Source organism: Streptomyces sp. NPDC002643 (assembly GCF_053592555.1).
On record NZ_JBSFVY010000021.1, the window covers coordinates 73,730 to 96,144 of the forward strand.

The 22,415-nt window shown below is 69.4% G+C and carries 20 protein-coding genes; 6 read left to right on the plus strand and 14 right to left on the minus strand.

Annotated elements, in window-relative coordinates; genetic code table 11:
* Positions 1 to 62: 62 nt before the first annotated feature.
* The 5 genes from ACWD4G_RS28975 to fasR form a co-directional block, all read right to left on the minus strand.
* Positions 63 to 1,334, minus strand: coding sequence for a beta-ketoacyl-[acyl-carrier-protein] synthase family protein (locus ACWD4G_RS28975; RefSeq protein WP_451298476.1), 1,272 nt, complete (start codon positions 1,332 to 1,334; stop codon positions 63 to 65).
* A gap of 79 nt (positions 1,335 to 1,413) precedes the next feature.
* Entirely contained in the window at positions 1,414 to 1,662 is a 249-nt protein-coding gene (locus ACWD4G_RS28980; RefSeq protein WP_007381745.1) for an acyl carrier protein, read from the minus strand.
* Between the two features lie 101 nt (positions 1,663 to 1,763).
* On the minus strand, positions 1,764 to 2,795 hold the full coding sequence (locus ACWD4G_RS28985; protein WP_451298478.1) for a beta-ketoacyl-ACP synthase 3: 1,032 nt from the start codon (positions 2,793 to 2,795) through the stop codon (positions 1,764 to 1,766).
* 15 nt (positions 2,796 to 2,810) lie between these two features.
* Positions 2,811 to 3,746 (minus strand): ACP S-malonyltransferase, encoded by a 936-nt coding sequence (locus ACWD4G_RS28990; RefSeq protein WP_451298480.1) that lies wholly within the window; start codon positions 3,744 to 3,746, stop codon positions 2,811 to 2,813.
* An 89-nt stretch (positions 3,747 to 3,835) separates the two neighbouring features.
* Positions 3,836 to 5,038 (minus strand): fatty acid biosynthesis transcriptional regulator FasR, encoded by a 1,203-nt coding sequence (gene fasR / locus ACWD4G_RS28995; protein ID WP_451298481.1) that lies wholly within the window; start codon positions 5,036 to 5,038, stop codon positions 3,836 to 3,838.
* A 62-nt stretch (positions 5,039 to 5,100) separates the two neighbouring features.
* Here fasR and ACWD4G_RS29000 point away from each other — a divergent pair, with 62 nt between their 5' ends.
* On the plus strand, positions 5,101 to 5,760 hold the full coding sequence (locus ACWD4G_RS29000; RefSeq protein ID WP_451298483.1) for a pirin family protein: 660 nt from the start codon (positions 5,101 to 5,103) through the stop codon (positions 5,758 to 5,760).
* Positions 5,761 to 5,767: 7 nt separating this feature from the next.
* Here the strand turns inward: ACWD4G_RS29000 and ACWD4G_RS29005 are convergent, their stop codons facing one another.
* From ACWD4G_RS29005 to ACWD4G_RS29020, 4 genes are all read right to left on the minus strand, one after another.
* On the minus strand, positions 5,768 to 7,678 hold the full coding sequence (locus ACWD4G_RS29005) for a protein kinase domain-containing protein (RefSeq protein ID WP_451298485.1): 1,911 nt from the start codon (positions 7,676 to 7,678) through the stop codon (positions 5,768 to 5,770).
* 207 nt (positions 7,679 to 7,885) lie between these two features.
* Complete coding sequence (locus ACWD4G_RS29010) at positions 7,886 to 9,013, minus strand: DUF5954 family protein (protein WP_451298487.1); 1,128 nt, start codon at positions 9,011 to 9,013, stop codon at positions 7,886 to 7,888.
* 49 nt (positions 9,014 to 9,062) lie between these two features.
* Positions 9,063 to 9,881 carry a serine hydrolase domain-containing protein gene (locus tag ACWD4G_RS29015; protein ID WP_451298489.1) on the minus strand — a complete coding sequence of 273 codons (819 nt, stop codon included), beginning with the start codon at positions 9,879 to 9,881 and terminating at the stop codon, positions 9,063 to 9,065.
* A gap of 145 nt (positions 9,882 to 10,026) precedes the next feature.
* Positions 10,027 to 10,497: an N-acetyltransferase family protein gene (locus ACWD4G_RS29020; RefSeq protein ID WP_451298491.1), complete on the minus strand. Its 471-nt coding sequence runs from the start codon at positions 10,495 to 10,497 to the stop codon at positions 10,027 to 10,029.
* 110 nt (positions 10,498 to 10,607) lie between these two features.
* Here ACWD4G_RS29020 and ACWD4G_RS29025 point away from each other — a divergent pair, with 110 nt between their 5' ends.
* Entirely contained in the window at positions 10,608 to 11,093 is a 486-nt protein-coding gene (locus ACWD4G_RS29025; protein WP_451298493.1) for a MerR family transcriptional regulator, read from the plus strand.
* Entirely contained in the window at positions 11,090 to 12,103 is a 1,014-nt protein-coding gene (locus ACWD4G_RS29030) for an aldo/keto reductase (RefSeq protein ID WP_451298495.1), read from the plus strand. Before ACWD4G_RS29025 ends, ACWD4G_RS29030 begins: the two co-directional genes overlap by 4 nt.
* A 67-nt stretch (positions 12,104 to 12,170) precedes the next feature.
* Here the strand turns inward: ACWD4G_RS29030 and ACWD4G_RS29035 are convergent, their stop codons facing one another.
* The 3 genes from ACWD4G_RS29035 to ACWD4G_RS29045 form a co-directional block, all read right to left on the minus strand.
* Positions 12,171 to 13,028 (minus strand): DUF4429 domain-containing protein, encoded by an 858-nt coding sequence (locus ACWD4G_RS29035; RefSeq protein ID WP_451298497.1) that lies wholly within the window; start codon positions 13,026 to 13,028, stop codon positions 12,171 to 12,173.
* Between the two features lie 75 nt (positions 13,029 to 13,103).
* Entirely contained in the window at positions 13,104 to 14,312 is a 1,209-nt protein-coding gene (locus ACWD4G_RS29040) for an alpha/beta hydrolase (protein ID WP_451298499.1), read from the minus strand.
* Between the two features lie 125 nt (positions 14,313 to 14,437).
* Entirely contained in the window at positions 14,438 to 15,079 is a 642-nt protein-coding gene (locus tag ACWD4G_RS29045; RefSeq protein ID WP_451298501.1) for a TetR family transcriptional regulator, read from the minus strand.
* 100 nt (positions 15,080 to 15,179) lie between these two features.
* Here ACWD4G_RS29045 and ACWD4G_RS29050 point away from each other — a divergent pair, with 100 nt between their 5' ends.
* Complete coding sequence (locus tag ACWD4G_RS29050; protein WP_451298503.1) at positions 15,180 to 16,805, plus strand: MFS transporter; 1,626 nt, start codon at positions 15,180 to 15,182, stop codon at positions 16,803 to 16,805.
* A 329-nt stretch (positions 16,806 to 17,134) separates the two neighbouring features.
* Here the strand turns inward: ACWD4G_RS29050 and ACWD4G_RS29055 are convergent, their stop codons facing one another.
* Together ACWD4G_RS29055 and aceE are read right to left on the minus strand one after the other, a co-directional pair.
* On the minus strand, positions 17,135 to 17,893 hold the full coding sequence (locus tag ACWD4G_RS29055; protein WP_451298504.1) for a potassium channel family protein: 759 nt from the start codon (positions 17,891 to 17,893) through the stop codon (positions 17,135 to 17,137).
* Positions 17,894 to 18,107: 214 nt separating this feature from the next.
* Positions 18,108 to 20,855 carry a pyruvate dehydrogenase (acetyl-transferring), homodimeric type gene (gene aceE, locus ACWD4G_RS29060; RefSeq protein ID WP_451298506.1) on the minus strand — a complete coding sequence of 916 codons (2,748 nt, stop codon included), beginning with the start codon at positions 20,853 to 20,855 and terminating at the stop codon, positions 18,108 to 18,110.
* Positions 20,856 to 21,256: 401 nt separating this feature from the next.
* On the opposite strand from aceE, the gene ACWD4G_RS29065 reads away from it, so the two are divergent.
* Both ACWD4G_RS29065 and ACWD4G_RS29070 read left to right on the plus strand, forming a co-directional pair.
* Positions 21,257 to 21,694 (plus strand): DUF3052 domain-containing protein, encoded by a 438-nt coding sequence (locus ACWD4G_RS29065; protein ID WP_451298508.1) that lies wholly within the window; start codon positions 21,257 to 21,259, stop codon positions 21,692 to 21,694.
* 174 nt (positions 21,695 to 21,868) lie between these two features.
* Positions 21,869 to 22,327, plus strand: a complete 459-nt coding sequence (locus ACWD4G_RS29070; protein ID WP_451298660.1) for a peroxiredoxin — start codon at positions 21,869 to 21,871, stop codon at positions 22,325 to 22,327.
* The last annotated feature ends 88 nt before the right edge of the window (positions 22,328 to 22,415 follow it).

The following is a 22,415-nucleotide window of genomic DNA, read 5'->3' on the forward strand; positions in this document are numbered from 1 at the left end:
CACAGTGAGGGGCCCCACCAGCCGGTGGGGCCCCTCACTGTACGTGTGGGGGTCTGCGCCGCTCAGATCGTCCTGAACGCCAACACCACGTTGTGCCCCCCGAACCCGAACGAGTCGTTGAGGGCGGCGATGCGGCCCTCGACCGGCAGCTTGCGGGCCTCGCCACGCACGATGTCGGCGGTCGACTCCGCCTCGGGGTCGAGGTTGTCGACGTTGATGGTCGGCGGAGCCACCCGGTGGTACAGCGCGAGCACGGTCGCCACGGTCTCCACCCCACCGGCACCACCCAGCAGATGCCCGGTCATGGACTTCGTCGCGGACACCGCGAAGTGGTCGGTGTCGTCGCCGAACACCTTCCGCAGCGCCTTCAGTTCGGCGATGTCACCGGCCGGCGTGGACGTGCCGTGCGCGTTGACGTGCACGATCTCGGCGGGGTCGAGGTCGGTCCGGTCGAGCAGGTTCTGCAGGGCGTGGGCGATCCCGCGCCCTTCCGGCTCCGGCTGCACGATGTCGTGCCCGTCGGCGGAGATGCCCTGCCCCACGGCCTCGGCGTAGACCCGGGCGCCCCGCGCGGCGGCGTGCTCGGCGGACTCCAGCACCACGACACCCGCGCCCTCACCGAGGACGAAACCGTCACGGCCGGTGTCGTACGGACGCGACGCGCCCTGCGGGTTCTCGTTGTTCTTGGACATCGCCATCATGTTGCCGAACGCGGCGATGGGCAGCGGGTGGATCGCCGCCTCCGTGCCACCGGCGACGACGACGTCGGCGCGGCCGGTGCGGATCATCTCGATGGCGTACCCGATGGCCTCGGCGCCGGAGGCGCACGCGGAGACGGGGGTGTGCACACCGGCGCGGGCGCCGACGTACAGACCGACGTTGGCGGACGGGCCGTTGGGCATCAGCATGGGCACGGTGTGCGGGGAGACACGGCGTACGCCCTTCTCCTTCAGCACGTCGTACTGGTCGAGCAGCGTGGTGACCCCGCCGATGCCGGAGGCGATGACCGCGCCGACCCGGTCGGCGTCGACGGTGCCGTCGTCGGCGGACGTCTCGGTGTAACCGGCGTCGGCCCACGCCTCCTTGGCCGCGATCAGCGCGAACTGCGCCGAGCGGTCCAGCTTGCGGGCCTGCGGCCGGGGGATGACCTCGGTCGGCTCCACGGCGACCGGGGCCGCGATACGGACCGCCTGATCGGCGGCCCACTCCTGCTCCAGGGCACGGACACCGGACTTGCCGGCGACAAGGCCCTCCCAGGTGGACGTCGCGTCGCCACCCAGCGGTGTGGTTGCGCCGATACCGGTGACGACCACGGTGCGCTTGGTCGAACTCACGGGAATGTTCTCCAACGTTTACGAGGATTCAGCGGCGCCACCGCCGGGTGGCGGGGCATCAGCCCAGGTGATCGGTGGATCAGGCCTGGTGCTTGAGGATGTAGTCGGTCGCGTCGCCGACCGTCTTGAGGTTCTTGACGTCGTCGTCCGGGATCTTGACGTCGAAGCGCTCTTCGGCGGCGACGACGACCTCGACCATGGAGAGCGAGTCGACGTCCAGGTCGTCGGTGAAGGACTTGTCCAGCTGGACGTCCTCGACCGGGATGCCGGCGATCTCGTTCACGATGTCGGCGAGACCGGCGACGATCTCTTCCTGAGTGGCGGCCATGTCAGGCGCTCCTTCGTAGATATCCAGAGGGTGTGGCGCCCGCCGCGTCAGCGGCAGGTATTGCGTTGACCACGCCGGACCGCGAGATCCGGCACGGTTGCCTAGGGGAGGGTAACGACCGTAGCCGCGTACACCAGACCCGCCCCGAAGCCGATGACGAGCGCGGTGTCGCCGCTCTTCGCCTCGCCGGTCGCCAGGAGCCGCTCCATCGCGAGCGGGATCGAGGCGGCCGAGGTGTTGCCGGTGGTGCGCACATCACGCGCGACCGTGACATGCTCCGGCAGCTTGAGTGTCTTCACCATCGAGTCGATGATCCGCTCGTTGGCCTGGTGCGGGATGAAGACGTCCAGGTCGTCCGGGCTGATCCCGGCCGCGTCCAGCGCCTGCTGAGCGACCTTCGCCATCTCGAACACGGCCCAGCGGAACACCGCCTGGCCCTCCTGCGTGATCGCGGGGAACTTGACGTTGCCCTCGCTGTCCAGCGGAAGCTTGGAGACATCGCCGATCCGGTACTCGTTCCACGGCACCGTCTGCTTGATCGTCTCGGACTTGTCGCCCTCGGAGCCCCACACGGTCGGGCCGATGTGCGGCTCCTCGGAGGGGCCGACCACGACCGCGCCCGCGCCGTCACCGAACAGGAAGGCCGTCGCCCGGTCCTCCAGGTCGGTGAGGTCGGACAGCCGCTCCACACCGATGACAAGTACGTACTCCGCCGAGCCCTCGACGACCATGCCCTTGGCGAGGGTCAGGCCGTAGCCGAAGCCCGCGCAGCCGGCCGAGATGTCGAAGGCGGCGGCCTTGTTCGTACCCAGCTTGTCGGCGATCTCCGTCGCCACGGCCGGTGTCTGCTTGAAGTGCGAGACGGTCGAGACGATCACACCGCCGATCTGCTCGGCGGAGATCCCGGCGTCGGCGATCGCCTTGCCGGACGCCTCGATCGACATCGCGGCGACGGTCTCCTCGTCGTTCGCCCAGTGCCGCGTCTCGATGCCGGAGCGCGAACGAATCCACTCGTCGGACGAGTCGATCGTCTCCAGGATCACCTCGTTCGGCACGATCCGGGTCGGGCGGTAGCCGCCGACACCGAGGATGCGTGCGTACGGGGCGCCCTTGCTGGGCTTCAGCTTCGCCATGCTCCGGGCTCCTTGTCAGGCGTGCTCTGCGATGAGCTCGCGAGCAGCGTCGAGGTCGTCGGGGGTCTTGAGCGCCAGAGTCTTCACACCCGGCAGCGCGCGCTTGGCCAGACCGGTCAGTGTGCCGCCCGGGCACACCTCGACCAGGGCCGTGACGCCCAGCTCCTTGAAGGTCTCCATGCACAGGTCCCAGCGGACCGGGTTGGCGACCTGTCCCACCAGCCGGGCCAGTACCTCGTCGCCGGAGGCGACGGCCTGCCCGTCCTTGTTGGACACGTAAGTGAACTTGGGGTTCGCGGGCGTCAGATCGGCGGCGGCCTTGGCGAGCGCGTCGACCGCGGGCGCCATGTGGTGCGTGTGGAAGGCACCGGCGACCTTCAGCGCGACGACCTTGCGCACACCCTCGGGCTTGTCCTCGGCGAGCGCGGCCAGCTGCTCCAACGTTCCGGCGGCCACGATCTGGCCCGCGCCGTTCACGTTGGCCGGGGTCAGCCCCAGCTTCTCCAGATGCGGCACGGTCGTCGCGGGGTCGCCGCCGAGCAGCGCGGACATCCCGGTCGCCGTGATCGCGGCGGCCTCGGCCATGGCCAGGCCCCGCTTGCGTACGAGGGTCAGCGCGGCCGTGTCGTCGAGGACACCGGCGAAGGCGGCTGCGGTGATCTCACCGACGCTGTGGCCCGCGACCACACCCGGGGTTCCCGCCGCGTCAGCGGCTGATGTCGACGTACCGAGGGCGGAGGAGGACAGCAGTCCGGCCGCGACCAGCAGCGGCTGGGCCACGGCGGTGTCCCGGATCTCGTCCGCGTCGGCGACAGTCCCGTAGTGGACGAGGTCGAGCCCGATGGCGTCCGACCACGCGGCGAGGCGGTCGGCGGCACCGGGGATTTCGAGCCAAGGAGTCAGGAAGCCGGGCGTCTGGGCGCCCTGGCCGGGAGCGACGAGTACGAGCACTCTCACACTCTCTCTTGGGGACGGCACGCGCCGCCCGTGGGGACAGGGACGAAGAACAGCAGGGGGTTTTGTAGCCCCCCGACAAAACCCTAGAGCTGGGGATCGCCATCCACCAGACGCCCCAGGATCAGCGCGATCCGCAATGTGAACGCAGAGCGTACATCGGAAGGCGACCAACCGGTGACGTCCGTCACTCGTCGGAGCCGGTAGCGCACGGTATTGGGATGAACGAACAGCATCCGGGCCGCCCCTTCGAGACTGGAAGCCTGTTCGAGGTACACGCTGAGCGTTTCCAACAGCGCCGAGCCGGCCTCCTCCAGCGGTCTGTAGATCTCCTCCACCAACTGCTCGCGCGCGCTCGGGTCTCCCGCGATCGCGCGCTCCGGAAGGAGATCGTCCGCCAGAACCGGCCGGGGCGCGTCCTGCCACGCCGAACACGCCTTGAGCCCCGCGGCCGCCGCCTGCGCCGACCTGGTCGCCGCCAGCAGATCGGGCACGATCGGCCCCGCCACCACCGGCCCCGCCGCATACGGGCCGATCAGCGACTTCGCCACCTGCAACGGATCGTCCCTGCCACCGGCGATGACCACCAGACGGTCGCCCAGGACACCCGTGAGCACCTGGAGTTTGGCATGTCGGGCCGCGCGCCGGATCGCCTCCACGGTCAACTCGCTGTCCCCGTCGGGGGCGGTACCGAGGACCACACACACATGCTCCGGCGAATTCCAGCCAAGGGCGGCGGCCCTGCTGACCGCGCCCTCGTCGGCCTCGCCGCTCAGCACGGCGTTGACGACCAGGGACTCAAGGCGGGCGTCCCACGCACCGCGTGCCTCGGCGGCCTGCGCGTAGACCTGGGCGGTGGCGAAGGCGATCTCCCGCGCGTACACGAGCAACGCCTCACGCAGCACGGCCTCGTCGCCGGGCGCGGCCACCTCGTCGATGGCGGACTCCATGACCTCGATCGTCGTCCGCACCATCTCCACGGTCTGCCGCAGCGTGATCGCCCGGGTCAGTTCGCGCGGCGCCGTGCCGAACACATCGGTCGAGATGGCCTGCGGGGCGTCCGGATACCGGAACCACTCGGTGAACGCGGCGATACCGGCCTGGGCGACCAGCCCGATCCACGACCGGTTCTCGGGTGGCATCGCCCGGTACCACGGCAGCGTCTCGTCCATCCGCGCGATGGCCTGCGCGGCGAGGCTTCCGGACGACTTCTCCAGCCGCCTCAGCGTCCCGGCATGAGGATGGACGCTCGGAGCGGCTTCGGACTTGCTGACTTCGGGTTCGGGCACGCCCTAAGACTGCCTCATCAGGACACCGACGCGCGGCGCGGGTCGCTACCGTGGAGTACGTGATGGACATACGGCGCGCCGACACGCGCTATCTCGGCGGTGACCCCGAGGCCGGGATCTCCTCCCTGCACGCCTTCTCCTTCGGCCCGCACTACGACCCCGACAACCTCCGCTTCGGCGCGGTCATCGCCTGCAACGAGGAGCGGCTCGACCCGGGCGCCGGGTTCGACGAGCATCCGCACAGCCACACCGAGATCGTCACCTGGGTCGTGGAGGGCGAGCTGACCCATCGCGACACCGCCGGCCACGAGACCCTGGTCCGCCCCGGAGACGTGCAGCGCCTCAGCTCGGCCGGCGGTGTCCGTCATGTCGAGCGCAACGACGGGCCCGCCCCGCTCACCTTCGTCCAGATGTGGCTCGCCCCCCTCGACCCCGGCGGCGACCCCGCGTACGAGATCGTCCACGGCATCGCGGACTCCACCCCGTACGCCGTCCCCGAGGCGGGCGCCATGCTGCATGTCCGCCGGCTGACCACACCGGGGGAGCGGACCGCCGTACCGGACGCGGCGCGGGCGTACCTCCACGTCGTACGGGGTGCCGTGCGGCTCGGGCCCCATGAGCTGGGGCCCGGGGACGCGGTGCGGGCGGAGGGGGAGAAGGGGCTGGAGCTGGTCGCGGTCTCCGGGCCGGTGGAGGTGCTGGTGTGGGAGTTGGCGGAGTGACGGTCCGTCAGTCCGTGATGGGCTCCTCGGCGTTGCGCCAGATCGTGATGTCCACCGAGATGTAGTCGCTGGGGTCGCCGCTCGGGGCCGATCCCTGGAACGTGACCAGCCCGATATGGCCGGAGTTGGTGCGGACGCACATCTGGGAGCCCTTGGAGAGCTGGCCGGGTTTGACGTACTCCGCGTACCGGGTCTCGGCCCGACAGGTTTCCAGGGAACCCTTCTGGGAGTTGTTCAGCAGCACGAGCTTCGCGCTGCTGCTGCCCACCCGTTTGTCGCTGGTGAAGAGAGAGTCCACGTAGTAGTAGAGGTCCCCGTCGTCCTCGTAGGTGACGCCCATCTCGCTGCTGAGCGGCTTGGGGGGCGAGTCGGCGAAGCGGATGTAGTAGTCGCCGGGGATGTTGATGCCCTTGTACGTGACCGGCTTGGGGTCGGACTTCTCCTTGGTGTCGGAGGAGGAGCCGTCGCCCGCCCCGTCCGACGAGCCACCGGAGGAGCCGCTCGACGAACTGCTGGACGAGCTGCTGGACGAATCGGTCAGCTCCTTCAGGAACGACGCGCAGCTGCCCAGCAGACCCAGGCCGAACACCACCGCGACGCCGATCCCGATCCACTTGCCGACGTTGCTGCGCGGCGGCGGCACGGGCATCGGACGCGTGCCCTGCGGATGACCCTGAGGATGCGGAGGGCCCTGGGGATGCCCCTGCTGCCAGGTCCCCGGCTGCGGAAAGTGCGTCGGGTGCCCCGGTGGCACGGTGTGCGGGCCCGACGGCGCGGGCTGCATGTGGTACGGCGTCGACGGCGGCCCCACCGGACCCGGCGGGGGCGGGGTCGTCGGCCCGGAGTGCATCGTCGGGGCGGCGTGGTCGACGGACGACGGGCTCAGCTGGGTCGCCGGGTGGGTCAACGGGGCGGCCGGCGGCGGGCCTTGAGTCCCCGGCGCGGTGGGCGGCGGGGCCTGGGTGGACGGGGTGGGCGTCTCGGCGGCCTTGTCCTGCTGGGCCAGCAGCTCCGCCGACGCCGAGGTCCGTCGGGTGATGTCGGCGTCGATCGCCTCCGGCAACCAGGAGCCCGACTGGACCAGCGGCGTCGGCGAGGCGGCTTGGCACAACTCGATGACCTCGGCCGGAGTGGGCCGGTCCGCGGGGTCCTTCGCCAGACAGCGCGCGATGAAGCCGAGTTCGTCGGGGAGCCCGGTCAGGTCCGGCTCCTCGTGGACGATCCGGTAGAGCACGGCGTGCGAGGGCCCGTCGCCGTACGCGCCGCTGCCGCGTCCCGCGAACGCCGCGACCTGGCCGAGCGCGAAGATGTCCGACGCGTCGGTGACCGGCTTCCCGGCCGCCTGCTCCGGCGACATGAACGCCGGGGTGCCGATGGAGACTCCGGTGCCGGTCAGGGCGGTGGCGTCGGCGGCGCGGGCGATACCGAAGTCGATGACGCGGGGCCCGTCGGAGGCCAGCAGCACATTGGAGGGTTTGAGGTCACGGTGGACGATCCCGGCCCCATGGATGACCTTCAGGGCCTCCGCGACCCCGGCGAGCAGCAGCAGGACCGAGGAGACCGGCAGCGCCCCGTGCTCGGCGACCGCCGAGTGCAGCGAGGGCCCGGGGACGTAGGCGGTGGCCAGCCACGGCTGGGCGCCCTCGGTGTCGTAGTCGATGACGGGCGCGGTGTAGAGGCCCTGCACCCGCTGGGCGGCCTGGACCTCCTGCTTGAACCTGCGCCGGAACTCCGGGTCCTCGCTCAGCTCGGGCCGGATCGTCTTCAGCGCGATCGGGTGCCCGCCCGGTGTGTACGACAGATACACCGTGCCCATGCCACCCGAGCCGAGCCGTGCCGCGAGCCGGTAGCCGGCCACGACCTTCGGATCGCCGTCGTCCAGCGGACGGAACTGTCCGCCCGGTCGTTGTTCGCCCATGTGCTGTCCCCCGAGGCTTTGCGTTTGCTGTGGCATGTGTGCAGAGGGGAGGGTAGCGGAACGAATCAACGGCCGTCCTACGGGTGGCGGTTACCGTCCGATCTCGATAAGGATCGCAACCATGAATGTTCCCCTCCCCCTGAAGGGGAGGGGTTCCCCGTGCAGGGGAGGAGATCTTCCGTGCGGGGGAGGGGATTCGGCTCGGGCTCAGCCGCGCTTCTTGTTGGCCCTGCGCTCCTTGGCCGCCGCGTGGCGTAGCTCCTCCTGCTCCCACAGCGCCTTCAACTCAAGGGTCCGCGCGTCGAGTTGGATCGGGGCGTGCTCGTCCTCCTCCCACAGCCCCTGCTCCTTCAACTGCTGGGTCTGGACCTCCACCGGCGGTTCCGGATCGAAGTCGCTGGGCCGGGGCCCCTCCGGGCCGTCGGGTCCGACGCGGACCAGCCGCTCGACCCGGGTGATGCGGAACCGCGTCCCGTCGATGCTCAGACTGTTGCCGCGTTTCTCGTCCAGAGAGTCCGCCGCGCGCGCGTACTCCGCCTTCTTCTCGTCCGACAGCCGCAGCGTGAACGGCGCCATGACCCGCAGCCACCCCGCCAGGCTGTCGCGCGCCCCCTGCGGTGAGGAGTGCGATGTCCCGGAGTTGTGCGACTGCCACTGCCCGTCCACCCGCTCGGAGATCATGAACACCGCAGGCAGCAGCACACCGCCCGGACAGTCGCGAGCGGCCCGCTCGGCGTCGACGGCCACCTCCTCCGGTGCGCCGGGGACGGAGCCGACGAACTGTACGAGATCCAGCTTCAGCAGGCTGTCGGACAGCCCGGTGCTGGTGTACGGATCGACGACGAAGCCCTTCGTGCGCGACCGCACGCTGTAGCCCTCGCCGACCTCGCCGGGGTCGGGGTCGGAGGGCCGGGGCGGCTCGGGTCCGCTGCGGCCCATGCGGATGAACCTCGACGCCCGCACGATTCTGAACCGCTCGCCGCGGACCCGGAGGTCGTTGACGACTTCCCGGTCCATCCGCAGGGCGGCCGCCATCCATGTCTTCTGCGCCTTCGCGTCACCGGCGTCCTCGGCCGCCTTGGCGCGCCGCCGGAAGTGCGATCCCAGCGTGTCCCTGGCGCTCTGCGGGGTGTCGTTGCCGTACTCGGACAACTCCCAGCCCCCGGTGTCGAGTTCCCGCGCGTGGAAGAACTCCCCGAGGCCCACCCCCATCAGCTTGGGATACCGCTCGCGTGCCTGCCATGCCTCCTGTTCCGCGAATGCCGCGATGGGCCCTTCCTGCGGGGCCACCCGGAAGGTCAGGTAGCCGGGCACCCTGTCTTCGTAACCGGTCATGTACTGAATGTGCCCGAACCGGAGGTCACTTCGCCGCAGAACGGAGGAATCACCTCGACTCGGCGAGCACCGCGTCGGTGAACAGCGGCCACGCCTCGATGGCCCAGGGCCCGAACGCCCGGTCGGTGAGCGCCACACAGGCGATCCCCGCGACCGGGTCGATCCACAGGAACGTGCCCGACTGCCCGAAGTGGCCGAAGGTCCTCGGTGACGACGAACTCCCGGTCCAGTGCGGCGACTTGGAGTCCCGGATCTCGAACCCGAGGCCCCAGTCGTTGGGGTTCTGGTGCCCGTACCCCGGCAGCACACCCTTCGTCCCCGGGTACTGCACGGTCATCGCCTCGGCGACCGTGCGCGGGTCGAGCAGCCGGGGCGCCTGCACCTCGGCGGCGAACCGCAGAAGATCGTCGACGGTCGACACCGCGTCCTTGGCCGGCGATCCCTCCAGGCTCGTCGACGCCATCCCCAGCGGCTCCAGCACCGCCTGCCGCAGATACTCGGCGAACGGGATGTCGGTCGCCTTGGCCACATGATCGCCGAGCTGCTCGAACCCGGCGTTCGAGTACAGCCGCCGCTCGCCGGGCGCGGCCATGACCCGGTGCTCGTCGAAGGCCAGCCCCGAGGTGTGCGCGAGCAGATGCCGTACGGTCGCCCCGGGCGGCCCGGCGGGCTCGTCCAACTCGATCGCCCCCTCCTCGTACGCCACGAGTACCGCGTACGCGGCGAGCGGCTTGGTGACCGAGGCGAGCGGGAACCGGTGCCCGGTGGGGCCGTGGGTCCCGAGTACGGTGCCGTTGGGCCGTACGACGGCGGCGGCAGCGGTGGGGACCGGCCAGGTCTCGATCTGGGCGAGGCTTTGCAAGGACATGCCCTTGAGACTAGGCGCTCCGCGGTGAGGGGTGGGTAGGGGGTCTTTTGGCTGCGGCTTTCGTTGTGGCTGGTCGCGCCCACGCGGCGGAGCCGCACATCGATACAGCCCCGCGCCCCTATGGGGCGCGCTGCGGAACCGTCTCTCAGAGATGCAGGCGCATTGAAGGGCCCGGCTTGCGGATGAAGCCCAACGAGGCGTAGAGGGGCTCGCCCTCGGGGGAAGCGTTCAGGTCTACCTGGGCTACTCCCCGGTCGCGGAACCAGTCAAGAAGCGCCTCCATGCCGGCGCGGGCGTGGCCCCGGCGGCGGGCGGTGGGGTCGGTGGCCACGCTGAAGACATGGCCGACCGAACCGTGGGGGTTGCCGGCCCGGCCGATCCGGTACTCGACCGTCCCGGCCACCAGCGCGACCAGCACCCCCGGCCTTTCGGGACAATCCACCACGAAGGCCGCGAAGTCCCCGTCGACATCGGAGAGCCGGCGGCGTACGGTCGGCAGCGACTCCCGATGCCAGTCCGTGGACCGGTCCGCTCCCCCCAACGAGTCGATCATCACCTGACGCAGTCGCAGCACTTCCTCGGCGTCCTCGGGGGTGGCACGTCGTACAAGACTCATGGGCCGCACGCTAACCGGCGCGATCACGTCCCGCCCTCGGTTTTCTCACGGAGCCTTTCTCACCGAATTCGCTTGCTTGGAGCGCACTCCAAGGTTTTAGCGTGGGGGCCATGACGGTGACGGAGACCACCAGTACCACCCCTACCACCAGCACGGCCGGCGGCGGCAGTTGTTCGGGGCCGCCGCTGATGCCCCGACGGCCGGACGGGCAGGACAAGTACACGATCAGCGAGGTCGCCGAACTCACCGGTCTGACGGCGCACACCCTGCGCTGGTACGAGCGGATCGGGCTGATGCCGCACATCGACCGCTCCCACACCGGTCAGCGCCGCTACCGCAACCGCGACCTCGACTGGCTCGACCTCGTCGGCAAGCTCCGCCTCACGGGTATGGCTGTCGCCGACATGGTCCGTTACGCCGACATGGTCCGCGCGGGCGACCACACCTACGCCGAGCGCTTCGACCTGCTCAAGGCGACCCGCGAGGACGTACTGTCCCGGATCGCCGAACTCCAGGACACGCTCACGTTCCTGGACCGAAAGATCGACTTCTACGCGGACGCCGGGCGTGCCCTGGCGTCGGAGAGGGCCTCATGACCAACGGCAGGATCGCGAAGGCACAGCTGGGCACCGACGGCCCCGAGGTCGGCATCCAGGGCCTCGGCTGCATGGGGATGAGCTTCGAGTACGGCCCCTCGGACGCCGGGGAGTCGCGGGCCACCCTGGAACGCGCGCTCGAACTGGGCGTCACGCTCTACGACACGGCGGACGCCTACGGGGCGGGGGAGAACGAGAAGTTCCTGTCCCCCTTCTTCAAGGCCCACCGCGACGAGGTCGTCATCGCCACCAAGTTCGCCCTGTCGATCCCGGCGGACGACCCCACTCGCCGCGTCATCCGCAACGACGCCCCCTACATCCGCGAGGCGGTCGAGGCCAGCCTCAAGCGCCTGGACGTCGAGGCGATCGACCTCTACTACATGCACCGCCGCGACCCGGCCGTCCCCATCGAGGAGACCGTCGGCACCATGGCCGACCTGGTCCGCGAGGGCAAGGTCAAGCACCTGGGCCTCAGCGAGGTCACCGCCACGGAGCTGCGCGCCGCCCACGCCGTACACCCCATAGCGGCCCTCCAGTCGGAGTGGTCCCTGTTCAGCCGGGACATAGAGACGAACGTGGTCCCGGCGGCCCGAGACCTCGGCGTCACCCTGGTCCCGTACTCCCCCCTGGGCCGAGGCTTCCTCACGGGCTCCTTCGCCAAGGCCGAGGACCTCACCGAGGGCGACTTCCGCCGCCAACAGCCCCGTTTCACGGGCGAGAACGCCACGGCGAACGCGGCCCTCCTGGCTCCCATCCACAAGGTGGCGGAGGCCCACGGCGTGTCCTTGGGGCAGGTGGCTCTGGCGTGGGTCCAGCAACAGGCGACGGTCCACAGCCTTCCGGTGATCCCGATCCCGGGCACGAGGAAGCCGGGCAGGGTGGAGGAAAACGTAGGGGCGACGCGGATCGTCCTGACTGAGGGGGACATGGCGCTGCTGGACCTGATAGCGGAGAGGGTGGCGGGAGACAGGTACGCGGACATGAGGTTCACGTCCGCAGGCAGGGAGTAAGCCCGGCCAACCAGGGGCGCGGGGAACTGCGCGAGCAACCACGACGCTCCCGCAGCCAGCCAATTACCTATAGCTCCGCCAACAACTCCGCCTTCTTCAAGCTGAACTCCTCATCCGTCACCAACCCCGCCTCATACAGCTCCCCAAGATGCCGAATCCGGTCGGCGATGTCGGCCGGATCTCGGCGCGGCCCGGCGGCGGGAAGGGCCGCGGCCTCCACAGGCCCGGCGTCCCTCACGGCCGCCAAAACCGCCGCAGCGAACGGCAGTGATTCATGCACAGGCCCATACCCCAGCCCGAACACCACGGCCGCCGGGTCGTGATCCGGCTGAGGCAGCTGATCAACGGCCGTGTCCCGGCGGAGCAGCCGCAGATACCCCTCGAACAGTTCGGGCGACCGCCACTCGACCCCGCTCAGCGCACCCACGGGAAAGCGCTGGTCCCCGGCCTTCCACTTCGTGGACGACGCCCCGGTCCAGAACCACCGGAACGACACGGCCTTCCCGTCGAAGGACGCCTTCCCGTCGTACGCCTTGAACTGCAACGGCACCTCGGGCGCGGCCACCAGGAACCGTTCGGCGGGCCCGGAGTCGGTCAGCCGCGCCCGTAGCTCGTCGGCGTAGTACTCGGCGAGGGTCTCCCGCTCGGCGGGAAGGACCAGCCGATAGGGGTCGGCCCCTTCCTTGAGCTGGTCGGCGGCGGCCTCCATCAGCGGATCGGCGCCGGGCCTGGGCACGGCACGCAGTACGACGGTGCCCCGCTTCCCCGGCGTCAGCGTCACGTCCGCGATCGCCTCCAGGGGGACGCGGCGCTCGCCGAGCGCGGTGAACAGCTTCGGCGTCCGTATCCCCCGTTCGAAGCGGATGAGCACGGAGTCGGACTCGAACTCCCAGGCGGCATGAAATCCGGCCAGTACGTCACCCATGCGGCTCATCGTATGCGGGCGAAGCGATGAAGTCCCGACCGAGGCGAACCGCACTTTTCCCCTCCTCTACGCGCGTCAGGCCGTGGCGGTGTCGTCGAGACCCGCCAGACACGCGTCGTTCTCGTGTGCGCAGTGGACCGACCGGTAGGCGCCGACACCGATCTCGGCGAAGTTGTACAGACTCTCGGTGCCCGGTTCGAAGTAGCCGCTGTGGCCCTCGGCGTCGGACGCGGACAGGATGCGCGCCCCGAAGTCCACGGACATCGGGTCGGCGCCGTGGCCGAGCCCGCCGACCTCCAGATACGGAACGTCCTGCACCCAGTCGTCGGCGTCCCGCATGGCCCACACCCGGGCGGAGGTGCGCAGTTGGGAAGCCTTCTCGACGCGCATACCGGGGCTGCCCGCGACCGCGATGTCGGTGACTCGTGACGGCAGCGAGGGCGCGGCGATTCCGCACACCACCGAGCCGTAGCTGTGGCACAGCAGCGCGACCGTGGAGGTCCCGGGCAGGGCGCGGACCAGCGCGTTCAGCCGGACCGAGCCCTGTTCGGCGCGGAGCGCGGTGGCGGAGTCCAGGCCGATGCCGTCGGGCGCGGTGTAGTCGGCCCAGGCGATCACGGCCGTCCGGGTGCCGGGGTCGGCGGCGCGTTCGGCCTCGTGGACGGCGGCGGCCATACCGGCGGGGGCCGAGTAGCGGCGGTTGGTGCGCTGGAAGTTCAGGACGTCGCTGTCGACGCCGGGGACGACGATCGAGACGCGTTCGGCCTTGTTCAGATTGCCGAAGACCTCGGCGGCGCGGCCCTCGCCGGTGGGGTCGAAGGCGAGGATCTTGCGGCCCTTCTCGGCCAGCATGTCGAAGCGGTGCATCCGGCGGCCGGCCTCGTACTGGCCGGTGGGGGAGAGCCGTTCGTCGTGCATGCGGGCCCGTTCGCGCTTGCTCTGCTGCTTCAGCGCGATGCGGTTGGCCTTGTACCGCAGTTTGACGGGGGCGCCGTTGAGGTTGCCGACCGCGAGCGGATAGCGGTGGGCGAGATGGCTGCGCTGGGCGGGGCTGAGCGAGGCGAAGAAGGCCGCGATCCGGGCGGGGGGCGAGTCGAGGTCCGGCAGTTCGCGCCCGGCGAGGGTGCCGTGCTGCCATGCGGAGAGCGACGCCTCCATCGGCGTCTCCCCTCGATGACTGCGCAGCGCGGTCCAGCCGGTGGTCGCCAGCATCACGAAAACCACGGCCAGCGCCAGCAGTGCGCGCCAGACGTTCAGTTGCGGGGAGGAGTCGAAGGAAGTCACTGAAAGGACACACTAAGAGAACAGAAGGGTCTCGCGTTAACCGAGTGGCGGGGATCACGTTTCGAGGCCGCCCGTTCTGTTCAGTGCGCAGAGAACGTCCCCGATGATGCCCTTCGCATCATGTTTCAGCCAATACGCCACTTCTCGGCCAGCGACGGTCGTACGGCGTCCAGATAAGCCGCCGTCACCTCCCGCATGGCGCCCAGATCGAGTTCGTTCCGCATGGCCCACTGGCGTTCGGCGACCCGCATCACCCCGGCGAACAGGGCCACCGCCACCCGGGGCCGGGGGTCGGAGTCGACGTCGAGTCCCTCGCGCTCGGCGATGATCCGGGCCATCTCCTCCGCGATCTCGTCCGATCGCCGCAGATGGGCCGCGAGCAGTGCGGGCGTCGATTCGATCAGGCGGTAGGAGCGCAGGTACAGGTCGACGGGGATGACCTCGTGGACGATCTCGCTGATGCTGTCCCAGCCCTCCAGGACGGCATTGCGCAGCGCCTCCAGGGGGGCCTCGTGCGCCGGCCGGGTGCGCACCGCGTTGAGGAAGTAGCCCTGGACGACCTCCAGAGCGGAGAGGGCGGCCTCTTCCTTGCCCGTGAAATAGCGGAAGAAGGTGCGCTGGGAGACATCGACGGCCTCGGCGATCTCGTCGACCGTCGTCCGCTCGTACCCCTGGGTCGTGAACAGCTCCAGGGCCGCCCGCATCAGCGCCTCGTGGGTGCGCTGCTTCTTGCGTTCGCGCAGCCCCGGCCGCTCCCCCGTTTCCATGAACCCTCGTCTCCACCCGGACCCGCTCCGAGTGACGTGACAGTTACCGACTTGTGAATTGGTTTGTCAACTGTCAGTGGCTGTCACTAGCCTCGTTCGCATGACTAGTCAGACCACTGTCGACAAGACGGGACCGGGGGACAAGGCACCAGTCGTCCCGTCGGACCCGACACCGAACCAGGATCGGGGACTGCGCGGCCATCCCTGGTTCACCCTCCTCACCGTGGCCGTCGGCGTGATGATGGTCGCCCTCGACGGCACCATCGTGGCGATCGCCAACCCGGCCATCGCCGAAGACCTCAAGGCGAGCTTCGCCGACGTCCAGTGGATCACCAACGCGTACTTCCTCGCCCTCGCGGTCACGCTGATCACCGCGGGCAAGCTGGGTGACCGCTTCGGCCACCGCCAGACCTTCCTGATAGGCGTGGTCGGTTTCGCCTCCGCCTCCGGGGCCATCGGTCTGTCGAACTCGGTCGCCTTCGTGGTGACCTTCCGTGTCTTCCAGGGCCTGTTCGGCGCCCTGCTGATGCCGGCCGCGCTCGGTCTGCTCCGCGCCACGTTCCCCGCCGAGAAGCTGAACATGGCGATCGGCATCTGGGGCATGGTCATCGGCGCCTCCACGGCCGGCGGCCCGATCCTCGGCGGCTTCCTCGTCGAGAACGTCAGCTGGCAGTCCGTGTTCTGGATCAACGTGCCCGTGGGCGTCCTCGCCCTGGCCCTGGGCGCCTGGATTCTGCTGGACCACCGCGCCGAGAACGCGCCCCGCTCCTTCGACATCCTCGGCATAGCCCTGCTGTCGGCGGCCATGTTCTGCCTGGTCTGGGCGCTCATCAAGGCCCCGGAGTGGGGCTGGGGCGACGGCAAGACCTGGACGTTCCTGATCGTGTCGATCGCGGGCTTCGCGCTCTTCGCGTTCTGGGAGACGAAGGTCAAGGAACCCCTGGTCCCGCTGGCCCTCTTCCGCTCGGTCCCGCTCTCGGCCGGTGTCGTCCTGATGGTCCTCATGGCCATCGCCTTCATGGGCGGCCTGTTCTTCGTGACGTTCTACCTCCAGAACGTCCACGGCATGAGCCCCATCGACGCGGGCCTGCACCTCCTGCCGCTCACCGGCATGATGATCGTCGGCTCCCCGCTCGCGGGCATCCTCATCACCAAGCTGGGCCCGCGTGTCCCGCTGGCCGGCGGCATGGCGCTCACCGCGATCGCCATGTACGGCATGTCCACGCTGGAGACCGACACCGGCAGCGCCGTGATGTCCCTCTGGTTCGCCCTCCTCGGCCTCGGTCTCGCCCCCGTGATGGTCGGCGCCACCGAGGTCATCGTGGGCAACGCCCCGCTGGAGCTGTCCGGTGTCGCCGGTGGCCTCCAGCAGGCCGCCATGCAGATCGGCGGCAGCCTCGGTACGGCCGTACTGGGCGCCGTGATGACGTCCAAGGTCGACAACGACCTCGCCGCCAACTGGAAGGACGCGGGCCTCCCGCCCCTCACCGGCGAACAGCTCACCCAGGCCTCGCAGGCCGTCCAGCAGGGCATCCCGCCGGTCGCCGAGGGCATGCCGGCCGAGATCGCCGCGAAGATCACCACCGTCGCCCATGACACGTTCATGTCCGGCATGGGCCTCGCCAGCCTGGTCGCCGCCGGTGTCGCGACGGTCGCGGTCCTGGTGGCGTTCCTGACGAAGCGGGGCGAGAACGCGGAGGCGGGCGCCGGGGCGGCGCACATTTAGCACCACCACTGCCCCCAGCGCGGGTTTCGGCCCACGTTCCCCCATCAGGGTGACAACCCCGAAGACCCCTTCCACCCACCACGCGCCGCAGGTCACAGTAAGTCAAGTCCTCCGCACGGCATATCCGTTCGAGGACAGATAGGCCTGCGGCGCGCTGCCGGAGGGGGACAGCGCGCCGAGCAGGTCAATTCGGGTGGGGCCGAGGCCAGGTTTTCAGTACGCAGGGGGCGTGTTCTCAGCGCCGGGCAACTGCAGGCTCTTAGGGGCGCGGGGAACTGCGCGAGCAACCACAACGCAGCCGCACCCGCCAACGCACACCCCCCCTACGGTCAACGGCGCTGCTTCGGCACAACCCCTTCAGAAGAGCGCAACGAGGCGACTTCGGCCCGCAACAACCGAACCTCCTCAGCCAGCGCGGCTATCGCGGCCGTCTGCCGCCGCTCCTCCGCGTCATCCTTCTCGAACCGCGCTATGAACCACGCCGCGATATTCGCCGTCACCACACCCAGCAACGCGATCCCGGACAGCATCAGCCCGACCGCCAACACCCGCCCCAGCCCGGTGGTCGGCGCATGATCCCCGTACCCCACGGTCGTCATCGTCGTGAACGACCACCACACGGCATCGCCCAGCGTGTGAATGTTCCCGTTCGGCGAATCCCGCTCCACGGACAGCACGGCCAGCGACCCGAACATCAACAGCCCGATCACCGACCCGCCCACATACGTGGTGAGCCGTATCTGCGAAGCCATCCGCGCCCGCTGCCCGACCAGCAACAAGGTCGCCACGACCCGCAGCAACCGCAGCGGCTGCACCATCGGCAGCACCACCGCGCACAGGTCCAGCCACCGTGTCCGTACGAACGCGCGCCGGTCCTCGGAGAGCCCGAGCCGGGCGAGATAGTCGAGTGCGAACACCGCCCACACCACCCACTCGACGACCTCGCACCACCACCTCACCTCCGCACCGGCGTCGGGTCGCACGATCGGCACGGCATACGCGACGGCGAACACCGCGGCCAGTCCGAACAACGGTCGCTGAGTGCGCTCTTCCCAACGGGCCCGCGCCGAGCCCGATCGCTGCTTCATGGCGGCATCGTAGAAAACGTGCAGGGGTGGTGATCCCGGAGGTTCACCACCCCTTGACACGGCCGACCGTGCTATGCGGCCATGACCGACGCCCCGACAGCGGCGCAGCCGCTGAACAAGGGGCGCGGGGCTGTATCGATTTGCGGCTCCGCCGCGTGGGCGTGACCAGCCCCCACCGGCGCGAGGTGTTGGGACGGCCTTCCCAGCGGAGCGTCTACGCGTCGCCGCCCGCCGCCCCCGGGTCGGCCGCGGCCACGTCCAGCAGTTGATAGCGGTCGATGGCCTGCTTCAGTACCGACCGGTCGACCTTGCCCTCGCGTGCCAGCTCCGTCAGGACGGCCACCACGATCGACTGGGCGTCGATGTGGAAGAACCGCCGCGCCGCACCCCGGGTGTCGGCGAAGCCGAAACCGTCGGCGCCCAGCGACTGGTACGTGCCCGGCACCCAGCGCGCGATCTGGTCCGGCACCGACCGCATCCAGTCGGAGACGGCCACGAACGGCCCCTCGGCCCCGCTGAGCTTCCGCGTGACATACGGGACCTGCTGCTCCTCCTCGGGGTGCAGCAGGTTGTACCGCTCCACCTCGATCGCCTCACGGCGCAGCTCGTTCCAGGAGGTCGCCGACCACACATCCGCCTTGACATCCCAGTCGGCGGCGAGGAGCCGCTGCGCCTCCACGGCCCACGGCACCGCGACACCGGAGGCGATGATCTGCGCCGGGATCGAGCCCGAAGTGCCCTCGCTGAAGCGGTGGACACCCTTGAGGATGCCCTCCACGTCCACGTTCTCCGGCTCGGCCGGGTGCTGGATGGGCTCGTTGTAGACGGTGAGGTAGTAGAAGACGTCCTCGCCCGGCCTGCCGTCGGCGGTCTCGCCGTACATCCGGCGCAGACCGTCCTTCACGATGTGCGCGATCTCGAACCCGAACGCCGGGTCGTACGCCACACAGCCCGGGTTGGTGGACGCCAGCAGCTGCGAGTGGCCGTCGGCGTGCTGCAGACCCTCACCGGTCAGCGTCGTACGCCCGGCGGTCGCGCCCAGAACGAAGCCGCGCGCCAGCTGGTCGGACATCTGCCAGAACTGGTCGCCGGTGCGCTGGAAACCGAACATCGAGTAGAAGACGTACACCGGGATGAGCGGCTCGCCGTGCGTGGCGTACGCCGAACCGGCCGCGATCAGCGAGGCCGTGCAGCCGGCCTCCGAGATGCCGTCGTGCAGCATCTGACCCGTCGGCGACTCCTTGTACGCGAGCAGCAGATCACGGTCCACCGCCTCGTACTGCTGGCCCAGCGGGTTGTAGATCTTCGCGCTCGGGAAGAACGAGTCCATGCCGAAGGTGCGGTACTCGTCCGGCGCGATCAGTACGAACCGCTTGCCGATCTCCTTGTCCCGCATGAGGTCCTTCAGCAGCCGGACAAACGCCATGGTGGTGGCGATCGACTGCTGACCGGAGCCCTTCTTCACACTCGCGTACGTCTTGTCCTCGGGCAGCGCGAGCGGCTTGGCGCGGACGACACGGGTGGGGACGTAACCGCCGAGGCCCTTGCGGCGGTCGTGCATGTACTGGATCTCCTCGGAGTTCCGCCCGGGGTGGTAGTACGGCGGAAGCCCGTTCTCCAGTTCCTTGTCGGAGATCGGCAGGTGCAGCCGGTCGCGGAAGCCCTTGAGGTCGGCGACCGTCAGCTTCTTCATCTGGTGCGTGGCGTTGCGGCCCTCGAAGTTCGGCCCCAGCGTCCAGCCCTTGATCGTCTTGGCCAGGATGACCGTCGGCTGGCCCTTGTGTTCCACGGCCGCCTTGTACGCGGCGTAGACCTTCCGGTGGTCGTGACCGCCGCGCCCCAGGTGCAGGATCTCGTCGTCGGTCATGTGCTCGACCATCGCCCGCAGCCGCTGGTCGTCACCGAAGAAGTGGTCGCGGATGTACGCGCCGGTCTCGGTGGCGTACGTCTGGTACTGGCCGTCCGGTGTGGTGTTCATCCGGTTGACCAGCACCCCGTCGCGGTCCTGGGCGAGCAGCGGGTCCCAGGAGCGGTCCCAGACCAGCTTGATCACATTCCAGCCGGCGCCCCGGAAGACCGACTCCAGCTCCTGGATGACCTTGCCGTTGCCGCGCACCGGGCCGTCGAGGCGCTGGAGGTTGCAGTTCACCACGAAGGTGAGGTTGTCCAGGCCCTCGCGGGCGGCGAGCGTGAGCTGGCCCAGCGACTCGGGCTCGTCCATCTCGCCGTCGCCGAGGAAGGCCCACACATGCGACTTGGAGGTGTCGGCGATACCGCGGGCCTCCATGTAGCGGTTCATCCGCGCCTGGAAGATCGCGCCGAGCGGGCCGAGGCCCATCGACACGGTCGGGAACTCCCAGAAGTCCGGCATCAGTCGCGGGTGCGGGTAACTGGACAGGCCGTCGGGGGCCTTCGACTTCTCCTGGCGGAAGGCGTCGAGCTGTCCCTCGCTCAGCCGGTCGAGGAGGAACGCGCGGGCGTAGATGCCGGGCGAGGCGTGCCCCTGGAAGAAGATCTGGTCGCCGCCGTCGCCCTCCTCCTTGCCCCGGAAGAAGTGGTTGAAGCCCACGTCGTAGAGGGAGGCGGAGGAGGCGAACGTCGCGATGTGACCGCCGACGCCGATACCGGGCCGCTGGGCGCGCGACACCATGACCGCGGCGTTCCAGCGGGTCGCGTTGAGGATCTTCCGCTCGATCTCCTCGTTGCCCGGGAAGAACGGCTCGTCCTTGGTGGCGATCGTGTTGACGTAGTCCGTGCTGCGCATCTCGGGCACGGCCACGCGCTTCTCGCGGGCCCGCTCGATGAGCCGGAGCATCAGGTAGCGCGCGCGCTCACGGCCACGCTGGTCCACGGCGGCATCGAGTGAGTCAAGCCACTCCTGGGTCTCCTCGGGGTCGAAGTCAGGGACCTGACTCGGAAGGCCGCCAATGATGATCGGATTGCGATCTGATCCGGAAGCCACGCTGTTCCTTAGCTGTCAGAGGGCCACTCTTCATGGGTTCTTATGGGTGCCAGCACCGTTCCCCATCGTGTACCTCGGGCGGGCTCACGTCATCTCTACCGAGAAGTAACCAGGGCGGTGACTTGCCCCGCAAAGGTAGTAAAGCCGTTCGACCGTCGTACGCCGGGATGGTTGCCGACTGCACAAACCGGGCAGAACGGTGTGGCGTGCGTCACGCGATGCTGTGAATCCGCGCAGGGAGTTGCGGTGACACGGCCCGGATCGTCACCGTTTCGGCGGTCTCCGAGGCTGGGTACTTGCGCGATCCGTCCCGCCCGTGTGGACTACGGCCAACGCTTCGCGTACGCGCGTGGCTGATTCCCCGGGGGCGACCCCAACCGAACATGATCAGGAGGCAACCCGTGAGCGCGACCGCGGACCACGCGGAGGAGCGGACGAACCCTGCCGCGAGGCTGGGGTTCCAGCCCGAGCAGGTGGTCCAGGAGATCGGCTACGACGACGATGTCGACCAGGAGCTCCGCGAGTCCATCGAGGAAGTCATCGGCAGCGATCTCGTCGACGAGGACTACGACGACGTGGCCGATGCCGTCGTGCTGTGGTTCCGAGACGACGACGGCGACCTGACGGATGTGCTGGTGGACGCCACCACGTACATCGAGGAGGGTGGCTCGATCCTGCTGCTGACGCCCAAGACCGGGCGGGACGGCTATGTGGAGCCCAGCGACATCTCGGAAGCCGCGACGACTGCGGGGTTGTCCGCGTCGAAGAGCGTCAGCGTCGGCAAGGACTGGAGTGGGAGCCGGCTGGTGACGCCGAAGGCGGCCAAGGCGAAGAAGTAACCCGCCGGGCGCCTAGTAGCTCGGGGGGAGCTGCGCGTCGGCGGCCTTCGCGCCGTCGTGGCTGGTCGCGCAGTTCCCCGCGCCCCTGGAAGGTGCCCCTGCGGGGCCCTTCCAGGGGCGCGTCGTTTTAGGCTGTGGTCTCCCGAACAGCCCATGAAGGAGACACAGGAGATCATGGCGATCCAGGTCGGCGACAAGGCACCGGACTTCGAGCTCAAGGACAATCACGGCGCCACCGTGAAGCTCTCGGACTTCCGGGGGGAGAAGAACGTGGTGCTGCTCTTCTACCCGTTCGCGTTCACCGGGGTGTGCACGGGCGAGCTGTGCGAGCTGCGGGACAACCTGCCGAAGTTCGTCAACGACGACGTGCAGCTGCTGGCCGTGTCGAACGACTCCATCCACACCCTGCGGGTCTTCGGCGAGCAGGAGTCCCTGGAGTACCCGCTGCTGTCGGACTTCTGGCCGCACGGCGAGGTCAGCCGGGCGTACGGGGTCTTCGACGCGGACAAGGGCTGCGCGGTGCGCGGCACGTTCATCATCGACAAGGAGGGCGTGGTCCGCTGGACCGTCGTCAACGCCCTGCCGGACGCCCGTGACCTGAACGAGTACGTCGCCGCCCTCGACACCCTGTGATTTCTCGGCGCCAAGGCCTGCGGCGAACGGGAACCCGTCACTAGGATCGAGTCGTTGATCCGATACCAACGCACGACGGGGCTCCCCG